Origin of the sequence: Kitasatospora sp. NRRL B-11411, assembly GCF_000721345.1 — a bacterium.
In the GTDB taxonomy this organism is placed as follows: Bacteria; Actinomycetota; Actinomycetes; order Streptomycetales; family Streptomycetaceae; genus Kitasatospora; species Kitasatospora cineracea.
The window spans coordinates 1-17,813 of the sequence record NZ_JOGH01000087.1 but is presented as its reverse complement, the minus strand read 5'-3'; the positions used below and the strand labels follow the sequence as shown (position 1 = coordinate 17,813).

The following is a 17,813-nucleotide window of genomic DNA, read 5'->3' as shown; positions in this document are numbered from 1 at the left end:
CCGACCGCCCCGTGCGGGCGGTGTACGAGGGGGCCGGTCCCGGAAAGGGGCCGGCCCCCGTCCGGTCCTGGGGACCGGGCGGGGGCCGACGGGAGGGCGGGCCCGCGGGGGGTCAGACCCGCTCGTCCTCGGGGAGGGTGATGACCCAGCGGGTCTCCGGGCGGGGGCGCAGGTAGAGCGCCCAGTAGAGGCTGGCCGCGGCGGTGATGCCGAGGGTCCACCACAGCGCGGTGGGGTCGAGCTTGGTCAGGACGTAGGCCAGGGCGACGATCACCAGGATCGGCAGGGCGGGCCACAGCGGCTGGCGCCAGGCCGGGGCGGCCTTGTGGTGGCCGCGGCGGGAGAACAGCGCGCCGACGGCGACCAGCAGGTAGAGCGCGGCGACCGCGACACCGGTGATGTTGGTCAGCAGGTCCTGGCCGACGAAGCAGAGCGCGGCACCGGGGACGCCGACCGCCAGGGTGGAGATCCACGGGGCGCTGAACTTGTTGAGGGTGCCGAAGGCCTTGTTGACCGGCTCCGGCCAGGCCTTGTCGCGGCCGGAGGCGAACAGCACCCGGGAGTTCTGGATGACCATCACGATGCCGGCGTTGATGATCGCCAGCGCGATGCACAGGCTGATGAAGGTGCCGACGCCGCTGTTGCTCCAGCCGATGACCAGCGAGGAGATGTTGCCCTCGCTGAGCGCCTTCAGGTCGGGGGCGCCCATGGTGATCGCGGCGACCGGGACCAGGATGATGGCGGTGGACAGGCCCAGCGTCCACAGCACGGTGCGGGCGACGTTCTTGCGCGGGTTCTCCAGCTCCTCGGAGAGGTAGATCGCGGTGGAGAAGCCCTGGGTGACGAAGAGCGCGGTGCCCATCGCCGCGAGGATCGCCGCGAAGCCCACCCCGCTGGTGGCGCCGCTGGTGGCGTCGACGACGGAGCCGTGCAGCAGGCTGCTCACCCCGCGCTCCGAGTGGCCGAAGCCCAGGAAGGCGACCACGGCGCAGGCGATGACCTCCAGCACCAGGAAGATGCCGGTGATCCAGGCGTTCGCCCGCAGGTCCAGCAGGCCGGCCACGGTGGCGGCCAGCATCACCGCGGCGCCGGCCCACTTCGGGTCGAGGTGGATGATCGGTTCCAGGTAGTCGGCGGTGCCCATGGCGATCAGTGAGGGCACGATCATCACCACGATCAGCGACTGGATGAAGACCAGCCAGCCGGTGAACTTGCCCGCCAGGGTGCCGACCATCGCGTACTCGCCGCCCGCGGAGGGCACCAGGGTGCCGAGCTCGGAGTAGCAGAACGCCACCGCGATGCAGATGACCGTGCCGATCAGGATCGACATCAGGGTGAAGGTGCCGAGCGAGTTGAAGAGCTCCGGGACGATCACGAAGAGTGAGGACGCCGGGGTCACGCAGGAGAGCGTGAGCAGGGTGCCGCCCACGACGCCGAGCGATCGGGCGAGCTTCTTGGGGCTGCCCGCGGTGTCCCCCGCGGTGGGAGAGGCTACCTGCGGGGGAAGCGTGTCGGTCATGGGGCATCCGATCCACTGAGCGGCGGTGTGGGGGTGGGGAGCGGTATCGCCTCCGAAGCACGGTCTCGCGGTCTGGTTCTGCTTCGCTCCCGGTTCGCCAGGTTGCCTGGGTGAATTGACCCAGTCAACGCGTGATCGGCTGCGGATTCCGTCGTCACAAGGCCGATCTGCCTGCGGAACGCAGCTCCGAAGCGGTCGGGACGTATGTTTCCGTAGTGTCAACTCGGGTTAACTGCGCTTGAATCGAAGGTGATGTGAGGTGGCCGACGTTGATTCCAAGGCGCTCCGCCGCACCGCGCTGCTGGGCCGAAAAACGTCGTCGGACACCCCCGACGGGTACGGGAACCGAAGGAAAACCGCGAAAAACGGAAGATAACGTTATGGCACCGTTCCACCCCTCGGATGCCGCCCGGGAACGCCGGAGGGCCGGACCCCTTCCGGAGCCCGGCCCTCCCGATCACCGTCCGTGACGGTGATCGCGCTAGATCTGCGTCGGCAGCCAGCCGGTCTGCACCGTCTGGCCCGCCTGGATCCGGCGGGAGACGAACACACCGCGGCCCGGCGGCTGCGGCTGCGGCTTGACCGTGCCCAGCAGCGCGCCCTCGCCCTTGTCACCGGAGAGCAGCAGGCCCTGACCGCCCAGCTCGCGCATCCGCTGCATCACCGGCTCGAACAGCGAGCGGCCGGCGCCGCCCGCGTTGCGGGCGATGATCAGGCGCAGGCCGATGTCGCGCGCGAACGGCAGGAACTCCGCCAGCGGCGCCATCGGGTTGCCCGACTGGGTGGCGACCAGCTCGTAGTCGTCCACGATCACGAACATGTCCTTGCCGCTGTACCAGCTGCGGTTGCGCAGCTGCTCCGGCGTGACGTCCGGGCCGGGCAGGCGGCGCCCGCAGGCCCCGCGCAGCATCTCCACGATCGCCGTCATGGCGGGCGCGGCGGCCGCGTACTCCACCAGGTACTCCGGCGGCACCACGCCGAGCAGCGAGCGGCGGAAGTCGCCGACCACGATGCCCGCCTGGTCCGGGGTGTACCGCTCGGTGATCTGCTTGATCAGCATCCGCAGCATCGCCGACTTGCCGGACTCGCTCTCGCCGAAGACGACGAACAGCGGGTCGGTCTCGAAGTTGACGAACACCGGCGCCAGCTCGACCTCGTCGACACCGAACGCGACACCCAGCTCCGGGTGCTCGAAGCCCTTGGGCAGCGAGTGGCCGTCCAGCACCGGCGGCAGCATGCGCACCTGCGGGGCCCGCGGGCCGGTCCAGGCCGCGTTGACCTGGGCGACCAGGTCGGCGACGCCGTCCACCAGGTCCTCGGTGCTGCTGGAGCCGTCGATCCGGGGCAGGCCGGACAGGAAGTGCAGCTGGTCGGAGGTCAGGCCGCGGCCCGGGATCGGCGGCACGTTCGCCGCCACCTTGCGGCCGATCTCGGACTCCATGGAGTCACCGAGCTTCAGCTCGACCCGGTTCTGCAGCTGGTCCTTCAGCGCCGGGCGGACCTCGGCGTAGCGGGCCGCGGTGATCACCACGTGCACGCCGTAGCCGAGACCGCGCTGCACGATGTCGGCGATGACCGGCTCCAGGACCTCGAACTCCTGCTTGAAGGTCAGCCAGCCGTCGACGAACAGGAACACGTCGCCGAACTGCTCGTCGGGCAGCTGCCCGGCGGCCCGGCGGGACCGGTAGGTGGCGATGGTGTCGATGCCGGTCGCCCGGAACAGCTCCTCACGGCGGTTGAGCACGCCGTGCACCTCGCTGATCATGCGGCGGACCTTCTCGACGTCCAGTCGGCCCGCCACGCCGCCGACGTGCGGCAGCTCGGCCAGCGAGCCGAAGCCGCCGCCGCCGAAGTCGAGCAGGTAGAACTGCGCCTCCACCGGCGTGTGGGTGACCGAGAAGCCGGCCACGATGGTGCGCACCATGGTGGACTTGCCGGAGCGCGGACCGCCCACGATCATGCCGTGGCCCGCGGCGCCCGAGTAGTCCAGGTACATCACGTCGCGGCGCTGGTCGCGCGGCTTGTCGACGATGCCGACCGGGACGACCAGGTTGCCCTGGCGGACGGCCGCCGGGGTCAGGCCGCGGTCCTGGCTGACCTGCAGCGGCTCCAGCAGGCTGTCCACCGACGGCGAGTCGTCCAGCGGCGGCAGCCACACCTGGTGGGCCGGCGGGCCCTGGCCGATCATCCGCTGCACGAACACGTCGAGCATGGTGTCCAGCAGCGCCTCGTCGGTCTCCTCCTCCTGGGGGAGCTCCGGGAGGACCTCCACCTCGGGCTCGACGACCTCGACCTCGGCGGCGGTGAACAGCACCGGCTGGGCGGTGACCACCACGCCGCCGACCGCCCGCTGGGTGCCCGGCGCCCGGTACTTGCCGGAGACGTACGCGGCGCGGAAGCGCTCCATCACGTCGGAGCCGAACTTGAGGTAGCCCACGCCGGGGATCGGCGGCAGGTGGTAGGCGTCCGGCACGCCGATCGCGGCCCGCGACTCGGCGGCCGAGAAGGTGCGCAGACCCAGGCGGTAGGAGAGGAAGGTGTCCAGACCGCGGAGCTTGCCCTCCTCCAGTCGCTGCGAGGCCAGCAGCATGTGCATGCCCAGCGAACGGCCGATCCGGCCGATCTGGATGAACAGCTCGATGAAGTCCGGCTTCGCGGTGAGGAGTTCGGAGAACTCGTCGATGATCATCAGCAGCGAGGGCAGCGGGTCGAGCGGCGCACCCGCCGCGCGGGCCCGCTCGTACTCGTTGATGTTCGCGTAGTTGCCCGCCGCGCGCAGCAGCTCCTGGCGGCGGTTCATCTCGCCCTCGATCGCGTCGCGCATGCGGTCGATCAGGGTCGCTTCGCCCTCGAGGTTGGTGATCACGGCCGCGGTGTGCGGCATCTCCGACATGCCGGCGAAGGTCGCACCACCCTTGAAGTCCGCGAGCACCAGGTTCAGCACCTCGGAGGAGTGGGTGACCGCCAGCGCCAGCACGATGGTGCGCAGCACCTCGGACTTGCCGGAACCGGTCGCGCCGACGCACATGCCGTGCGGGCCCATGCCCTCCAGCGAGGCTTCCTTGATGTCCAGCCAGACGTACTCGCCGTTGCTGCCCACGCCCAGCGGGACGCGCAGCTTCTCGCGGATCGGCTTGGGCCGCCAGTGCCGGGCCGGGTCGAAGGACCCCGGGTCGCCGGTGTGCATCATCTCGGTGAAGTCCATCGACACCAGCGACGGGTCGCTGTCGTCGCCGCCCGCGGACGCCCGGAACGGCGACAACTGCCGCGCCAGCGCCTCGGACTGCCAGCTGGACAGGCCGTCCGGGGTGCCCGGGTAGCTCGCCCCGGAGGCCGCCTCCAGCAGCAGCTCGTCCTTGCCGACGGTGATCACCAGGTGGCCGTTGGGCTCGTCCAGGTCACCCGGGACGACCTCGATCACGGTGACGCCCTGGACGCCCTCCGGACCGGCGATCACCGAGTCGACCGGCACCGAGGCGCCGTCCATGATGACCACCAGGTGCGGCTGGTCCGGGGTCGGCGTGCTGTCCCGGGAGAAGCCCTTGCGGCCGGCCAGCTCGTTGGCCAGCAGCTCCTCCAGCTCGCCCAGCCCGGAGGCGATCAGGCGGCGCGAGCCGGCCCCGTCGCTCTCCTTGCGGTGCTGAGTGTGCGGCAGCCACTTCGCCCACTCCCACTCCTCCACCGCGCCGGGCGCGGCGGCCACCCCGATCATCAGGTCCTCGGGGGAGTGCAGGGTCGCCAGCTGGGCCACCATCGCCCGCACGTTGCCGTACACCGAGTCCGGGTCGCCGCACACCGTGATGTGGTAGAACGCCCGCAGCGAGACCGCCAGCGGCAGGTCCTGCAGGGTGCCGTGGGTCTTGATGAAGGTGCCCATCGCCTCCGCGGCGAGCGGCTCCAGCTCGTCCATCGGCGCGGTCTGCGGCGCCACCAGCGGCGTCGACAGCTGCAGCGGGCCGAGGCCGACCCGGATCTGCGCGAAGTCCGCGTCGGTCGGCCGGCGCTCCCACAGCCGGCGGCCCTCGGCCACCACCGACCACAGCTGGTCCGGCTCCGGGTGGGTGAACAGCAGCGCGCCGCGCTGGCGCTCCGCCGTGCGCCGCACCTCGCGCCGCTTCTGCTGCAGGTACTTCAGGTAGTCGCGGCGCTCGTCCGAGGTGGCCGCGCTACCGCCCTTGCGGGCCCGGACGATCTGCGCCACCGCCATCGCGGCGGTCGAGGCGATCATCAGGACGCCCATCATCTTCATCGGGCCCTGGCCGCCCTGGAACAGGAAGGCCGCGCTGCCGCCCATGCCGAGCATCGGCATCAGCGTCATCAGCCAGTCCTCGCCGCCGCCGCGCGGCAGCTCGGGCGGCGGAACCAGCTCGACCGGCTCCTCCGACACCGCGGGCGGGAACGCCCGCGGCGGCCGCTTCACCGTCACCGTACTCATGCGCCCACCTCGCCGGCGCTCGGCGAGCGCTCCGCACCCGCGCACCGCTCGTTCATACCGTCACCCCGTCCCGGGCGGCAGCCGCAGCGTGCGACTCCCCGTTCTCAACGACGCGCCCTCCCAGGGCACTTGACAGGGGGCGCCCCCATCGCTCGCTCACAATCCGCCCTCACGCATCTGGATACGTACGGTGAGGGCGCCCCGTGTGATGACGCCGCCCCCGCTCCGCCGAACCGCAGGCGCGCGGGGCTTCGCGTCTTCGACCGCGGCCCCCGTACGCCGTGCGCAGGGGCCGATCCTACTGCGCACGCCAAGCGGTTCGTCCACGGGGTCGCGCCGGGCCCCGCCCGGAGCTGACCGCCCGTCACGCCCGCCGCCCGCCCCGCGGCGGCCGGAGCGGCCCCGCACCCGGCGCACACCACCCTTGCCGCGGAGGGTAAGGTGTCGCCGCGCCAACTCTCGTTCGGGCCGTGACAGTTCCGGAGCCGCTGCGACGAGTGGTCAGCAGACTTGCCGACACAGCCAACGAGGGGGAGAGGGCCGGTGAGCAACAACGCAACGACCGGTTTCTGCCGGGTCACCGTGGTGGCACCGGACAGCCGGATCGACGTCGCCCTGCCGGAGGATGTCCCGCTCGCGGACATCTACCCGGAGGTGCTCAGGCTCTCCGGACAGACCCAGGTGGACGGAACGCCGACCGGCTTCCACCTGGTCCGGCGGGACGGCACCGTGCTCGACAGCGGACTGCCGCTGGCGGCCCAGCAGGTCCGCGACGGCGACCTGCTGAGCCTGCGGCCGTTCGCCGAATCACTGCCGCCGGCCGTCTACGACGACGTCGCGGACGCCATCGCCTCCGCCGTCGAGGCGGACCGCCGGTTCTGGAGCCCCGACCTGATGCGGGCCTTCGGCCTGATCGCGGGCACCGTCCTGCTGGCGCTGCTCGCCTTCGCGCTGTGGTTCTCCGACCTGCGGCACAACATGTTCGGCCTGCCCGGCATCCTGTCCGGCGTCACCGCGATCGTCCTGGTGACCTTCGCCGGCGTCCGGGCCCGGGTCTACGCCGACCACGGCGCCGCGCTGGCCCTCGGCCTCGGCGCGCTGCCGCACGCGATGCTGGCCGGCTCCGGCATCATCGACGTCCCCGGCGCCGGCGACGGCCCCGGCCGGCTCCAGTTCCTGGTCGGCTGCGTCACCGTGCTGGTGGTCTCCGTCCTGCTGGTCGGCCTGCTCCCGGAGAAGGACTCGGTGTTCGTCGCCGCCGCCTTCCTGGCCGCCGCCGGCACCCTGGCCACCTTCGCCGCCGTGCTGATGTCCGGCACCGCGGTCACCGACATCGCCGCCGTCACCGGCGTCGCCGCGGTGGCCGTGATCGGCTTCCTGCCCGCGCTGTCCGCCCGCTTCGCCCGCCTGCCCGTCGGCTTCAGCGCCCCCGGCCAGGCCCGCACCCGCGGCACCGCGTACGGCGAGGAGGCCAACAGCGCCGAGACCGTCCAGTACGAGCGGATCGCCGCCCAGGCCCGCCGCGGCCACGAGGTGCTGGTCGGCCTGGTCGGCGGCGCCTCCGCCACCATCGTCGGCGCCTGCACCGTGCTCGGCTTCAGCGACCGGGGCTGGGCCGAACTGCTGGCCCTGTCCATCGGCGTCTCGACCATGCTGCGGGCCCGGCTGTTCCGCTACACCACGCAGGTCTTCGCGCTCACCATCTCCGGTCTGGCCGCGCTGTCCCTGCTGATCCTCGGCCTGGCCCTGCACACCCCGGTGCACCTGCTGCTCACCCAGCTGACCACCGGCTCCACCGGCGGCACCGACCTGCGCACCGTGTGGCTGTCCGCGTCCATCGCGGCCGGCGCCGCGGTGATGACCGCCATCGCGCTGATCGTCCCGCGCTCCGGGGTGTCCCCGTTCTGGGGCCGCATCCTGGACATGGTCGACAGCCTGATGCTGCTCGCGCTCGTCCCCCTGGCCCTCGCCGTGCTCAACGTCTACAACGTGGTGCGCGGCGCGACCGGCTGAGCCGGACTGCTAGGGTTTAACAGACCGAGTCTTGTCAGGTCCTGTGCCTCCTACCAGGACCGCTCGGCCACACACCGAAGGAGATGCCCGTGGCCCTCGCCGCTGACGTCAAGAAGCAGATCATCGCCGAGTTCGGCCAGAAGGAGGGCGACACCGGCTCCCCCGAGGTCCAGGTGGCCATGCTCTCCCGCCGCATCTCGGACCTGACCGAGCACCTGAAGTTCCACAAGCACGACCACCACTCGCGTCGTGGCCTGCTGATCCTGGTCGGCCAGCGCCGCCGCCTGCTGCAGTACCTGGCCAAGAAGGACATCGAGCGCTTCCGTACCCTGGTGGACCGCCTCGGCATCCGCCGCGGTGCCGCCGGCGGCGCCCGCTGACACCGCTCGCAGGGGCGGCTCCCCTCTCCGGGGGAGCCGCCCCTCGGCGCATTCCGCGCCACCCCGCGACCACGCCCCGCGACGACCCGTCCGCATAAAGCCGCGCTCGGTAGGGTGTGAATTTGTAAGGTAAAGGGCATGCCCGCCCTTGCGGGCCGGAACAAGGCTTCAAACGGAAGCCGCCCGCACCCCGCAGGAGCGTCCACACGCCGACCGCCGCGCGCCGAAAGGCGCCGGTCCTCGGTAGTGGCCGCCGGGAACCCCGAGGAACGGGGCACGACCCGGTGGCTTCGATCGAAGACCGGCCCAGCTGCCCGGGCCACGGCAGGCAAGCGCAGGGGCGCTCCTGGGGAGACGTACGAAAGAGGAGATCTTCCAGGTGGAAGAGAACGTTTTCTACGCCGAGGCCGTCATCGACAACGGCAGCTTCGGCACCCGCACCATCCGCTTCGAGACCGGCCGCCTGGCCCGTCAGGCCGCCGGCTCCGCCGTGGCCTACCTGGACGACGACACCATGGTGCTGTCGGCCACCAGCGCCTCGAAGCAGCCCAAGGAGCACTTCGACTTCTTCCCCCTCACGGTGGACGTCGAGGAGCGGATGTACGCCGCCGGCCGCATCCCCGGCTCGTTCTTCCGTCGCGAGGGCCGCCCCTCCGAGGACGCGATCCTCACCTGCCGCCTGATCGACCGCCCGCTGCGCCCGTCCTTCGTCAAGGGCCTGCGCAACGAGATCCAGGTCGTCGTCACGGTCATGGCGCTCAACCCCGACCACCTGTACGACGTGGTGGCCATCAACGCGGCCTCCGCCTCCACCCAGCTGGCCGGCCTGCCGTTCTCCGGCCCGATCGGCGGCGTCCGCGTCGCGCTGATCAACGGCCAGTGGGTGGCCTTCCCGACCCACTCCGAGCTGGAGTCGGCCGTCTTCGACATGGTCGTCGCCGGTCGCGTCCTGCCGGACGGCGACGTGGCGATCATGATGGTCGAGGCCGAGGCCACCGACAAGACCATCAAGCTGGTCGAGGGCGGTGCCGAGGCCCCCACCGAGGAGGTCGTCGCCGCCGGCCTGGAGGCCGCCAAGCCGTTCATCAAGGTGCTGTGCGCCGCCCAGTCGCAGCTCGCCAAGCAGGCCGCCAAGCCGACCGGCGAGTTCCCGCGCTTCCTGGAGTACCAGGACGACGTGCTGGCCGCGCTGACCTCCGCCGTCAAGGACGAGCTCGCCAAGGCGCTCACCATCGCCGGCAAGCAGGAGCGCCAGAACGAGCTGGACCGGATCAAGGGCGTCGCCGCCGACAAGCTGCTCCCGGAGTTCGAGGGCCGCGAGAAGGAGATCAGCGCCGCCTACAACGCGCTGACCAAGAAGATCGTCCGCGAGCGCGTCATCAAGGACAAGGTCCGCATCGACGGCCGCGGCGTCACCGACATCCGCACCCTGGCCGCCGAGGTCGAGGCCATCCCGCGGGTGCACGGCTCGGCCCTGTTCGAGCGCGGCGAGACCCAGATCCTGGGCGTCACCACGCTGAACATGCTGCGCATGGAGCAGCAGCTCGACACGCTCTCCCCGGAGACCCGTCGCCGCTACATGCACAACTACAACTTCCCGCCGTACTCGGTCGGCGAGACCGGCCGCGTCGGCTCCCCGAAGCGCCGCGAGATCGGCCACGGCGCCCTCGCCGAGCGGGCGCTCCTCCCGGTCCTGCCGACCCGCGAGGAGTTCCCCTACGCGATCCGCCAGGTCTCCGAGGCGCTCGGCTCCAACGGCTCCACCTCGATGGGCTCGGTCTGCGCCTCCACCATGTCGCTGCTGAACGCCGGTGTGCCGCTCAAGGCCCCCGTCGCCGGCATCGCCATGGGCCTGATCTCCCAGGAGATCGAGGGCGAGACCCACTACGTGACGCTGACCGACATCCTCGGCGCCGAGGACGCGTACGGCGACATGGACTTCAAGGTCGCCGGCACCCGGAACTTCATCACCGCCCTGCAGCTCGACACCAAGCTCGACGGCATCCCGGCCTCCGTGCTGGCCGCCGCGCTGAAGCAGGCCAAGGACGCCCGCCTGCACATCCTCGACGTCATGAACGAGGCCATCGACGCGCCCGACGAGATGTCCCCGAACGCGCCGCGGATCATCACCATCAAGATCCCGGTGGACAAGATCGGCGAGGTCATCGGCCCCAAGGGCAAGATGATCAACCAGATCCAGGAGGACACCGGCGCGGACATCACCATCGAGGACGACGGCACCATCTACATCGGTGCGGTCGACGGCCCCTCGGCGGAGGCTGCCCGCTCGACGATCAACCAGATCGCCAACCCGACCATGCCGGAGGTCGGCGAGCGCTACCTGGGCACCGTGGTGAAGACCACCACCTTCGGCGCCTTCGTCTCGCTCATGCCGGGCAAGGACGGCCTGCTGCACATCTCGCAGATCCGCAAGCTGGCCGGCGGCAAGCGCGTCGAGAACGTCGAGGACGTGCTCGGCGTCGGCGCCAAGGTGCAGGTCGAGATCGCCGAGATCGACCCGCGCGGCAAGCTGTCGCTGATCCCGGTCATCGAGGGCGAGGAGGGCGGCGAGGCCGCCGCCTCCGAGTGACGACCCCGTAGCACCCGCGGCCCGCACGCCCTTCCCGGCGCGTGCGGGCCGCACCCTGTTCGTGAAGTCCTGTTCGTGAAGCAGCAGTTGGAAGGAACACCCGTGGCCCAGGCCTCGGCGGCGAAGCAGCGCCCCGGAACCACCCGGACCCTGCTCAAGGGCAGCGAGGGCGGCGCGGGCACCGTCCGCCGCACGGTCCTCCCCGGCGGCCTGCGGGTCGTCACCGAGACCCTCCCGACGGTGCGCAGCGCCACCTTCGGCATCTGGGTCGGCGTCGGCTCCCGCGACGAGACGCCCGTCCTCAACGGCGCCACCCACTACCTCGAACACCTGCTCTTCAAGGGCACCGCCCGGCGCGACGCCCTGGAGATCTCCGCCGCGCTCGACGCGGTCGGCGGCGAGATGAACGCCTTCACCGCCAAGGAGAACACCTGCTACTACGCGCGGGTCCTGGACACCGACCTGCCGCTCGCCATCGACGTGGTCTGCGACATGCTGACCGGCTCGCTGATCCGCCCCGAGGACGTGGAGTCCGAGCGCGGCGTCATCCTGGAAGAGATGGCGATGGCCGAGGACGACCCGGGCGACGTGGTGCACGACCTGTTCGCCAAGGTGCTCTTCGGCGACGGCCCGCTCGGCCGCCCGATCCTCGGCACCCAGGAGACCGTCACCGCGCTCACCCGCGACCAGATCGCCGGCTTCTACCAGCGCCGCTACAAGCCGGAGAACCTGGTGGTCGCCGCGGCCGGCAACCTCGACCACGCCAAGGTGGTCAAGCTGGTCGAGCGGGCCTTCGCGCCCGTCCTGGCCAAGTCCAAGGGCCACCCCGCCGAGGTCCGCCGCGGCGTCAAGGCCGTCCGCACCGCGGGCCGGGCCGCCGTCCTCAACCGCCCCACCGAGCAGGCCCACCTGGTCCTCGGCGTCCCCGGCGTGCCGCGCCACGACGAGCGCCGCTGGGCGCTCGGCGTGCTCAACGCGGCCCTCGGCGGCGGCATGAGCTCCCGGCTGTTCCAGGAGGTCCGGGAGAAGCGCGGCCTGGCGTACTCGGTGTACTCCTACTCCTCCTCGTACGCCGACACCGGCCTGTTCGGCATCTACGCCGGCTGCCAGCCCAAGCGGGTCGAGGAGGTGCTGAAGATCTGCCGCACCGAGCTCGCCCGGGTGGTCGAGGAGGGCATCACCGAGGAGGAGCTGCGCCGCGCCATCGGCCAGATCTCCGGCTCCACCGTGCTCGGCATGGAGGACACCGGCTCGCTGATGAACCGGATCGGCAAGGCCGAACTCTCCTACGGCCACCACCTGTCGGTGGACGAGATGCTGGGGAAGATCGCCGCGGTGACCCTGGACGACGTGCACGCCGTCGCCCGTGATGTGCTGGGGGCGCACCGCCCCTCGCTCGCCCTGATCGGCCCGATCAACGACCGGCGGGCCGCCAAGCTCGCCGACCTGCTGGTCTGACCGGCCGGCCTGAGAGGATGACTGACATGACGCTGCGCGTCGCCGTGATCGGCGCCAAGGGCCGGATCGGCTCGGAGGCGGTCAAGGCCGTCGAGGCCGCCGAGGACCTGGAGCTGGTGGCCGCCCTGGGCCGCGGCTCCGACCTGACCGAACTCACCCGGGCCCGGGCCGACGTCGCCGTCGAACTCACCCACCCCGACTCGGTGATGGGCAACCTCGACTACTGCCTCGGCAACGGCATCCACGTGGTCACCGGCACCACCGGCTGGACCGAGGAGCGCCTCGCCACCGTCCGCGAACTGCTCGCCAAGGCGCCCGAGTTGGGCCTGCTGATCGCCCCGAACTTCTCTATCGGCGCGATCCTCGGCATGAAGTTCGCCCAGACCGCGGCCCGGTACTTCGAGTCCGTCGAGGTGATCGAACTCCACCACGACAACAAGGCCGACGCCCCCTCCGGCACCGCCACCCGCACCGCCCAGCTGATCGCCGCCGCCCGCACCGAGGCCGGCCTGCCCCCGCAGCACGACCCGACCACCCACGGCCTGCCCGGCGCCCGCGGCGCCGACGTGGACGGCGTCCCCGTGCACGCGGTGCGGCTGCGCGGCCTCCTGGCGCACCAGCAGGTGATGTTCGGCGACACCGGCGAGACCCTGACCATCCGGCACGACTCGATGCACCACAGCAGCTTCATGCCCGGCATCCTGCTCGGCGCGCGGAAGATCGCCGACCACCCGGGCCTCACCTTCGGCCTGGAACACTTCCTGGACCTGTGACATGACTTCCCGCACCGGCTTCTTCGTCCTCTCCGGCATCCTGCTGCTGGTCAGCCTGGTCTGCATCGGCGAGGGCATCCAACTGGTCGCCACCGGCAAACCGCTGGGCATCGGCATCGGCGCGTGCGCCTTCGTCATCCCGGTGATCGGCGTCTGGTTCCTCACCCAGACCGTCCGCTTCGGCCGGGCCGGCGAGCGGCTCGCCCGCGAGCTGGAGGCCGAGGGCGGCCTGCCCGTCGACGAGTTGAAGCGCAGCTCCGGCGGCCGGATCGACCGCGCCTCCGCCGACGCGGTCTTCGCCCGCCGCAAGGCCGAGGCCGAGGCCGACCCCACCGACTGGCGCAACTTCTTCCGGCTGGCCGTCGCCTACGCCGACGCGGGCGACGTGCCGCGGGCCCGCAAGGCCATGCAGCACGCGATCAAGCTGCACGGTCAGGCCGTCCCGGCCCCCGCCGTAGACTGACCCGGAATCCTCCCGAACCCCCCAGGACGTTCTCCCATGCGCGCAGTAGAACCCCAGGTCCACCTCATCGCCCGCCCCGAGCTCGACTACGACGAGGTCGCCGCCTACCTGCAGGACGTCGGCGGCGAGAGCTGGCTGGAGCGGGTCGACCGCGGCGACCTGGACGACGCCCAGAACCTGGCCGAGTTCGCCGGCCGGATCTGCTACCGCTCGTGGAAGCCGGGCCTCAACCCGAACGTCACCAAGGTCCGCACCGACCAGGACGTCTACCTCAAGAACATCCTGGCCAGCGCGCACGGTTCGGTGCTGGAGCACGTCTCCTTCACCTTCGTCCTGCACAACGTCAGCCGGGTGGTCACCCACGAGCTGGTCCGCCACCGGGCCGGCGTCGCGGTCTCCCAGGAGTCGCTGCGCTTCGTCCGCCTCGACGACATCCCGTTCTGGTTCCCCGAGTGGGCGCAGCAGGACGAGGAGCTGATGTCCCGGGCCACCGGCCTGATGAAGGAGATCGAGGAGTTCCAGCACTGGATGGCCGCCCACTTCGGGCTGGACGAGGAGGGCGTGAAGTTCCACGAGAAGAAGGAGAAGACCTCCTTCATGCGCCGCTTCGCCCCCGAGGGCCTGGCCACCGGCCTGGTCTGGACGGCCAACGTCCGCACCCTGCGGCACGTGATCGAGAACCGCACCGCGCCGGGCGCCGAGGAGGAGATCCGGCTGCTGTTCGGCAAGATCGGCGAGCTGATGGTCAAGGAGGCCCCGTCGCTGTTCGGCGACTACACCGTCGAGGACGGCGCCTGGGTGCCGGGCTGGCGCAAGGTCTGACGGCCCGTCGGAGCACCGGGCCGGCCGCCCTCACCCGTGCGGCCTTCGGCCGCCGCCCCGGGCCCGCCCGCTGACCTGCGCCGACGAGCAGATGGACGGACTGTCCGGCATGTCTGGATTGCGGCTTTCTCGGCCGCTCCATACGCTCAGGACACGGATTCCGGTGCTGCGTGAACCCCCGAGCGCGCAGCACCGGAATCCCATGTCCGGCCCGGGTCCCGGTGCCCCTCCCGACGACCCGCACTGTCCAAACCCTGGACCTGCGTGGCTATCGACCACCGCCCTACGAGTAGCTTTGGACCCATGGCTCCGACCTCCACACCGCAGACGCCCTTCGGCCGGGTCCTGACCGCGATGGTCACCCCGTTCACCCCCGAAGGGGACCTCGACCTCGACGGCGCCCAGCGCCTCGCCGCACACCTGGTGGACTCCGGCAACGACGGCCTGGTGCTCAACGGCACCACCGGCGAGTCGCCCACCACCACCGACGCGGAGAAGGCCCAGCTGGTGCGGGCCGTGGTCGAGGCGGTCGGAGACCGCGCCCACATCGTCACCGGCGTCGGCACCAACGACACCCGCCACAGCGTGGAACTCGCCCGCCAGGCCGTGGCCGCCGGCGCGCACGGCCTGCTCGCCGTCACCCCGTACTACAGCAAGCCCCCGCAGGAGGGCCTGTACCGGCACACCGTCGCCATCGCCGACGCCACCGACCTGCCGGTCATGCTGTACGACATCCCCGGCCGCTCCGGCGTCGCACTCGAAGCGGACACCCTGGTCCGGCTCGGCGAGCACCCCCGGATCGTCGCCAACAAGGACGCCAAGGGCGACGTCTCCGCGGCCTCCTGGGCCATCGCCCGCTCCGGCCTCGCCTGGTACTCCGGCGACGACAACCTGACCCTGCCGCTGCTCTCGGTCGGAGCCGTCGGCGTGGTCAGCGTGGTCGGCCACGTCGTCGCCGCCGAGATGCGCACCATGATCGAGGCCTTCACGGCCGGCGACACCGCCAAGGCGCTCGCCGTCCACCAGTCCCTGCTGCCGGTCTTCAGCGGAATGTTCCGCACCCAGGGAGTGATCCTCGCCAAGGCTGCGTTGAACCTGCAGGGACACCCGGCCGGCCCGCTCCGGCTGCCCCTGGTCCCCGCCACGGACGCGGAGACCGCCCGGTTGAAGGAGGATCTCGCCGCCGGCGGGGTACACCTGTAACCAACAACAGACGTGCGCGCCCCCGGCTCGCCGGACCCACCCGGGTCCGCCGCTGGACCGGGACCGAAGGCGCGCGGCACTCGGCAGTCAGGTAACCACGATGGACGCACGCCATATGCCACCGGGGGAAGAACCCCCCGGGCATATGGCGTGCGTCGTGAGGAGAGTCTTTTGAGCCACCCGCACCCCGAACTCGGCGCGCCCCCCGCACTCAAGGAAGGCGCCCTCCGCATCACCCCGCTCGGCGGCCTCGGCGAGATCGGCCGCAACATGACGGTCCTCGAGTACGGCGACCGGATCCTGATCGTCGACTGCGGCGTCCTCTTCCCCGAGGACGAGCAGCCCGGCGTCGACCTGATCCTCCCCGACTTCAGCTACATCCGGGACCGCCTCGACAAGATCGACGGCATCGTCCTCACCCACGGCCACGAGGACCACATCGGTGCCGTGCCCTACCTGCTCCGGGAGAACCCGGACATCCCGCTGATCGGCTCCAAGCTCACCCTCGCCCTGATCGAGGCCAAGCTCGCCGAGCACCGCATCCACCCCTACGTCCTGGAGGTCGTGGAGGGCGACCGCGAGCGGATCGGCCCCTTCGACTGCCAGTTCATCGCGGTCAACCACTCCATCCCGGACGCCCTCGCCGTCGCCGTCCGCACCCCCGCGGGCATGGTCGTCGCCACCGGCGACTTCAAGATGGACCAGCTCCCGCTGGACGGCCGGCTCACCGACCTCCCGGCCTTCGCCAAGCTGGCCGAGGAGGGCATGGACCTCCTCCTGGTGGACTCCACCAACGCCGAGGTCCCCGGCTTCATCCCGCACGAGCGCGACATCTCCGCGGCCCTGCGCAACGTCTTCGCCAACGCGGAGAAGCGCATCATCGTCGCCTCCTTCGCCAGCCACGTGCACCGCATCCAGCAGGTCCTGGACGCCGCGCACGAGTACAAGCGCAAGGTCGCCTTCGTCGGCCGCTCGATGGTCCGCAACATGGGCATCGCCCGTGAACTCGGCTACCTGAAGGTCCCCGGCAACCTGATCGTCGACGTCAAGACCCTCGACGACCTGCCCGACAAGGAGGTGGTGCTGATCTGCACCGGCTCCCAGGGCGAGCCGATGGCCGCGCTCTCCCGGATGGCCAACCGCGACCACCAGATCCGCATCGTCGAGGGCGACACCGTCGTCCTCGCCTCCTCGCTGATCCCCGGCAACGAGAACGCCGTCTACCGGGTCATCAACGGCCTCACCCGCTGGGGCGCCAAGGTCGTCCACAAGGGCAACGCCAAGGTGCACGTCTCCGGCCACGCCTCGGCCGGCGAGCTCCTGTACTTCTTCAACATCTGCAAGCCGAAGAACCTGATGCCCGTCCACGGCGAATGGCGCCACCTGCGCGCCGCCGCCGACCTCGGCATCGCCACCGGCATCCCGCGCAACCGCGTCGTCATCGCCGAGGACGGCGTCTGCGTCGACCTCGAGAAGGGCGTCGCCCGGATCGTCGGCAAGGTCCGGGCCGGCTACGTCTACGTGGACGGCTCCTCGGTCGGCGACATCACCGAGGCCTCGCTCAAGGACCGCCGCATCCTCGGCGAGGAGGGCTTCATCTCGGTCTTCGTGGTGGTCGACTCCGCCAACGGCAAGATCGTCAGCGGCCCGACCATCCAGGCCCGCGGCTCCGGCATCGACGACGGTGCGTTCACCTCGATCGCCGCCAAGCTGGAGGAGGCCCTGACCCGCTCCGCCGGCGAAGGCGTCCTGGAGGTCCGCCAGATCCAGCAGCTGGTCCGCCGGACCATCGGCAAGTGGGTCGCGGACAACTACCGCCGGCGCCCGATGATCCTCCCGGTCGTCGTCGAGGTCTGAGGCACGACCTGATTTGACCTGGGGCAGCTCGGTGCGTAACGTTCTCCGAGTTGCCCCACGGTCGTGCGGCTTCGCTCCGGATTCGAATTCGTTCGAAACGGGGCGGGGAAAACAGGCTGAGAAACTCTGGTAGAGTTCGGGAGCGCCGAAAGGCCAAAGCAAATCGGATCAAATGAAACTCCGGAAAACGGAGCGGAAAACATCTGATAAGCTTGAAACACGAAAGAACGAAGCGCCCGGAGGGTCCGCAGGAATGCGGTCCGAAGGAAGTGTCCGTTCCTTGAGAACTCAACAGCGTGC

Annotated in this window: 11 protein-coding genes; 9 read left to right on the top strand and 2 right to left on the bottom strand. The window is 70.9% G+C overall.

Annotated features, from left to right (window positions below; genetic code table 11):
* Positions 1-112 precede the first annotated feature (112 nt).
* Positions 113-1,519 carry an APC family permease gene (locus IH44_RS0128915; protein WP_030462700.1) on the bottom strand — a complete coding sequence of 469 codons (1,407 nt, stop codon included), beginning with the start codon at positions 1,517-1,519 and terminating at the stop codon, positions 113-115.
* A gap of 481 nt (positions 1,520-2,000) precedes the next feature.
* Positions 2,001-5,954 carry a type VII secretion protein EccC gene (locus tag IH44_RS0128910; protein ID WP_030462699.1) on the bottom strand — a complete coding sequence of 1,318 codons (3,954 nt, stop codon included), beginning with the start codon at positions 5,952-5,954 and terminating at the stop codon, positions 2,001-2,003.
* Between the two features lie 543 nt (positions 5,955-6,497).
* On the opposite strand from IH44_RS0128910, the gene eccD reads away from it, so the two are divergent.
* The 9 genes from eccD (at position 6,498) to IH44_RS0128865 (ending at position 17,513) form a co-directional block, all read left to right on the top strand.
* Positions 6,498-7,967: a type VII secretion integral membrane protein EccD gene (eccD, locus tag IH44_RS0128905; RefSeq protein ID WP_030462698.1), complete on the top strand. Its 1,470-nt coding sequence runs from the start codon at positions 6,498-6,500 to the stop codon at positions 7,965-7,967.
* An 89-nt stretch (positions 7,968-8,056) separates the two neighbouring features.
* The gene (rpsO, locus tag IH44_RS0128900; protein WP_030462697.1) at positions 8,057-8,347 is read left to right on the top strand and encodes a 30S ribosomal protein S15; all 291 of its coding nucleotides are present in this window, start codon (positions 8,057-8,059) and stop codon (positions 8,345-8,347) included.
* Between the two features lie 379 nt (positions 8,348-8,726).
* Entirely contained in the window at positions 8,727-10,937 is a 2,211-nt protein-coding gene (locus tag IH44_RS0128895; RefSeq protein ID WP_030462696.1) for a polyribonucleotide nucleotidyltransferase, read from the top strand.
* Positions 10,938-11,039: 102 nt separating this feature from the next.
* On the top strand, positions 11,040-12,395 hold the full coding sequence (locus tag IH44_RS0128890; RefSeq protein ID WP_232795127.1) for a pitrilysin family protein: 1,356 nt from the start codon (positions 11,040-11,042) through the stop codon (positions 12,393-12,395).
* 26 nt (positions 12,396-12,421) lie between these two features.
* On the top strand, positions 12,422-13,168 hold the full coding sequence (dapB, locus tag IH44_RS0128885) for a 4-hydroxy-tetrahydrodipicolinate reductase (protein WP_369795008.1): 747 nt from the start codon (positions 12,422-12,424) through the stop codon (positions 13,166-13,168).
* Position 13,169: 1 nt separating this feature from the next.
* Positions 13,170-13,631 carry a hypothetical protein gene (locus IH44_RS0128880; protein WP_030462693.1) on the top strand — a complete coding sequence of 154 codons (462 nt, stop codon included), beginning with the start codon at positions 13,170-13,172 and terminating at the stop codon, positions 13,629-13,631.
* Positions 13,632-13,667: 36 nt separating this feature from the next.
* On the top strand, positions 13,668-14,453 hold the full coding sequence (gene thyX, locus IH44_RS0128875) for an FAD-dependent thymidylate synthase (protein WP_030462692.1): 786 nt from the start codon (positions 13,668-13,670) through the stop codon (positions 14,451-14,453).
* 303 nt (positions 14,454-14,756) lie between these two features.
* Positions 14,757-15,656, top strand: a complete 900-nt coding sequence (dapA, locus tag IH44_RS0128870) for a 4-hydroxy-tetrahydrodipicolinate synthase (RefSeq protein WP_030462691.1) — start codon at positions 14,757-14,759, stop codon at positions 15,654-15,656.
* A 171-nt stretch (positions 15,657-15,827) separates the two neighbouring features.
* The gene (locus IH44_RS0128865) at positions 15,828-17,513 is read left to right on the top strand and encodes a ribonuclease J (RefSeq protein WP_030462690.1); all 1,686 of its coding nucleotides are present in this window, start codon (positions 15,828-15,830) and stop codon (positions 17,511-17,513) included.
* Positions 17,514-17,813 lie beyond the last annotated feature (300 nt).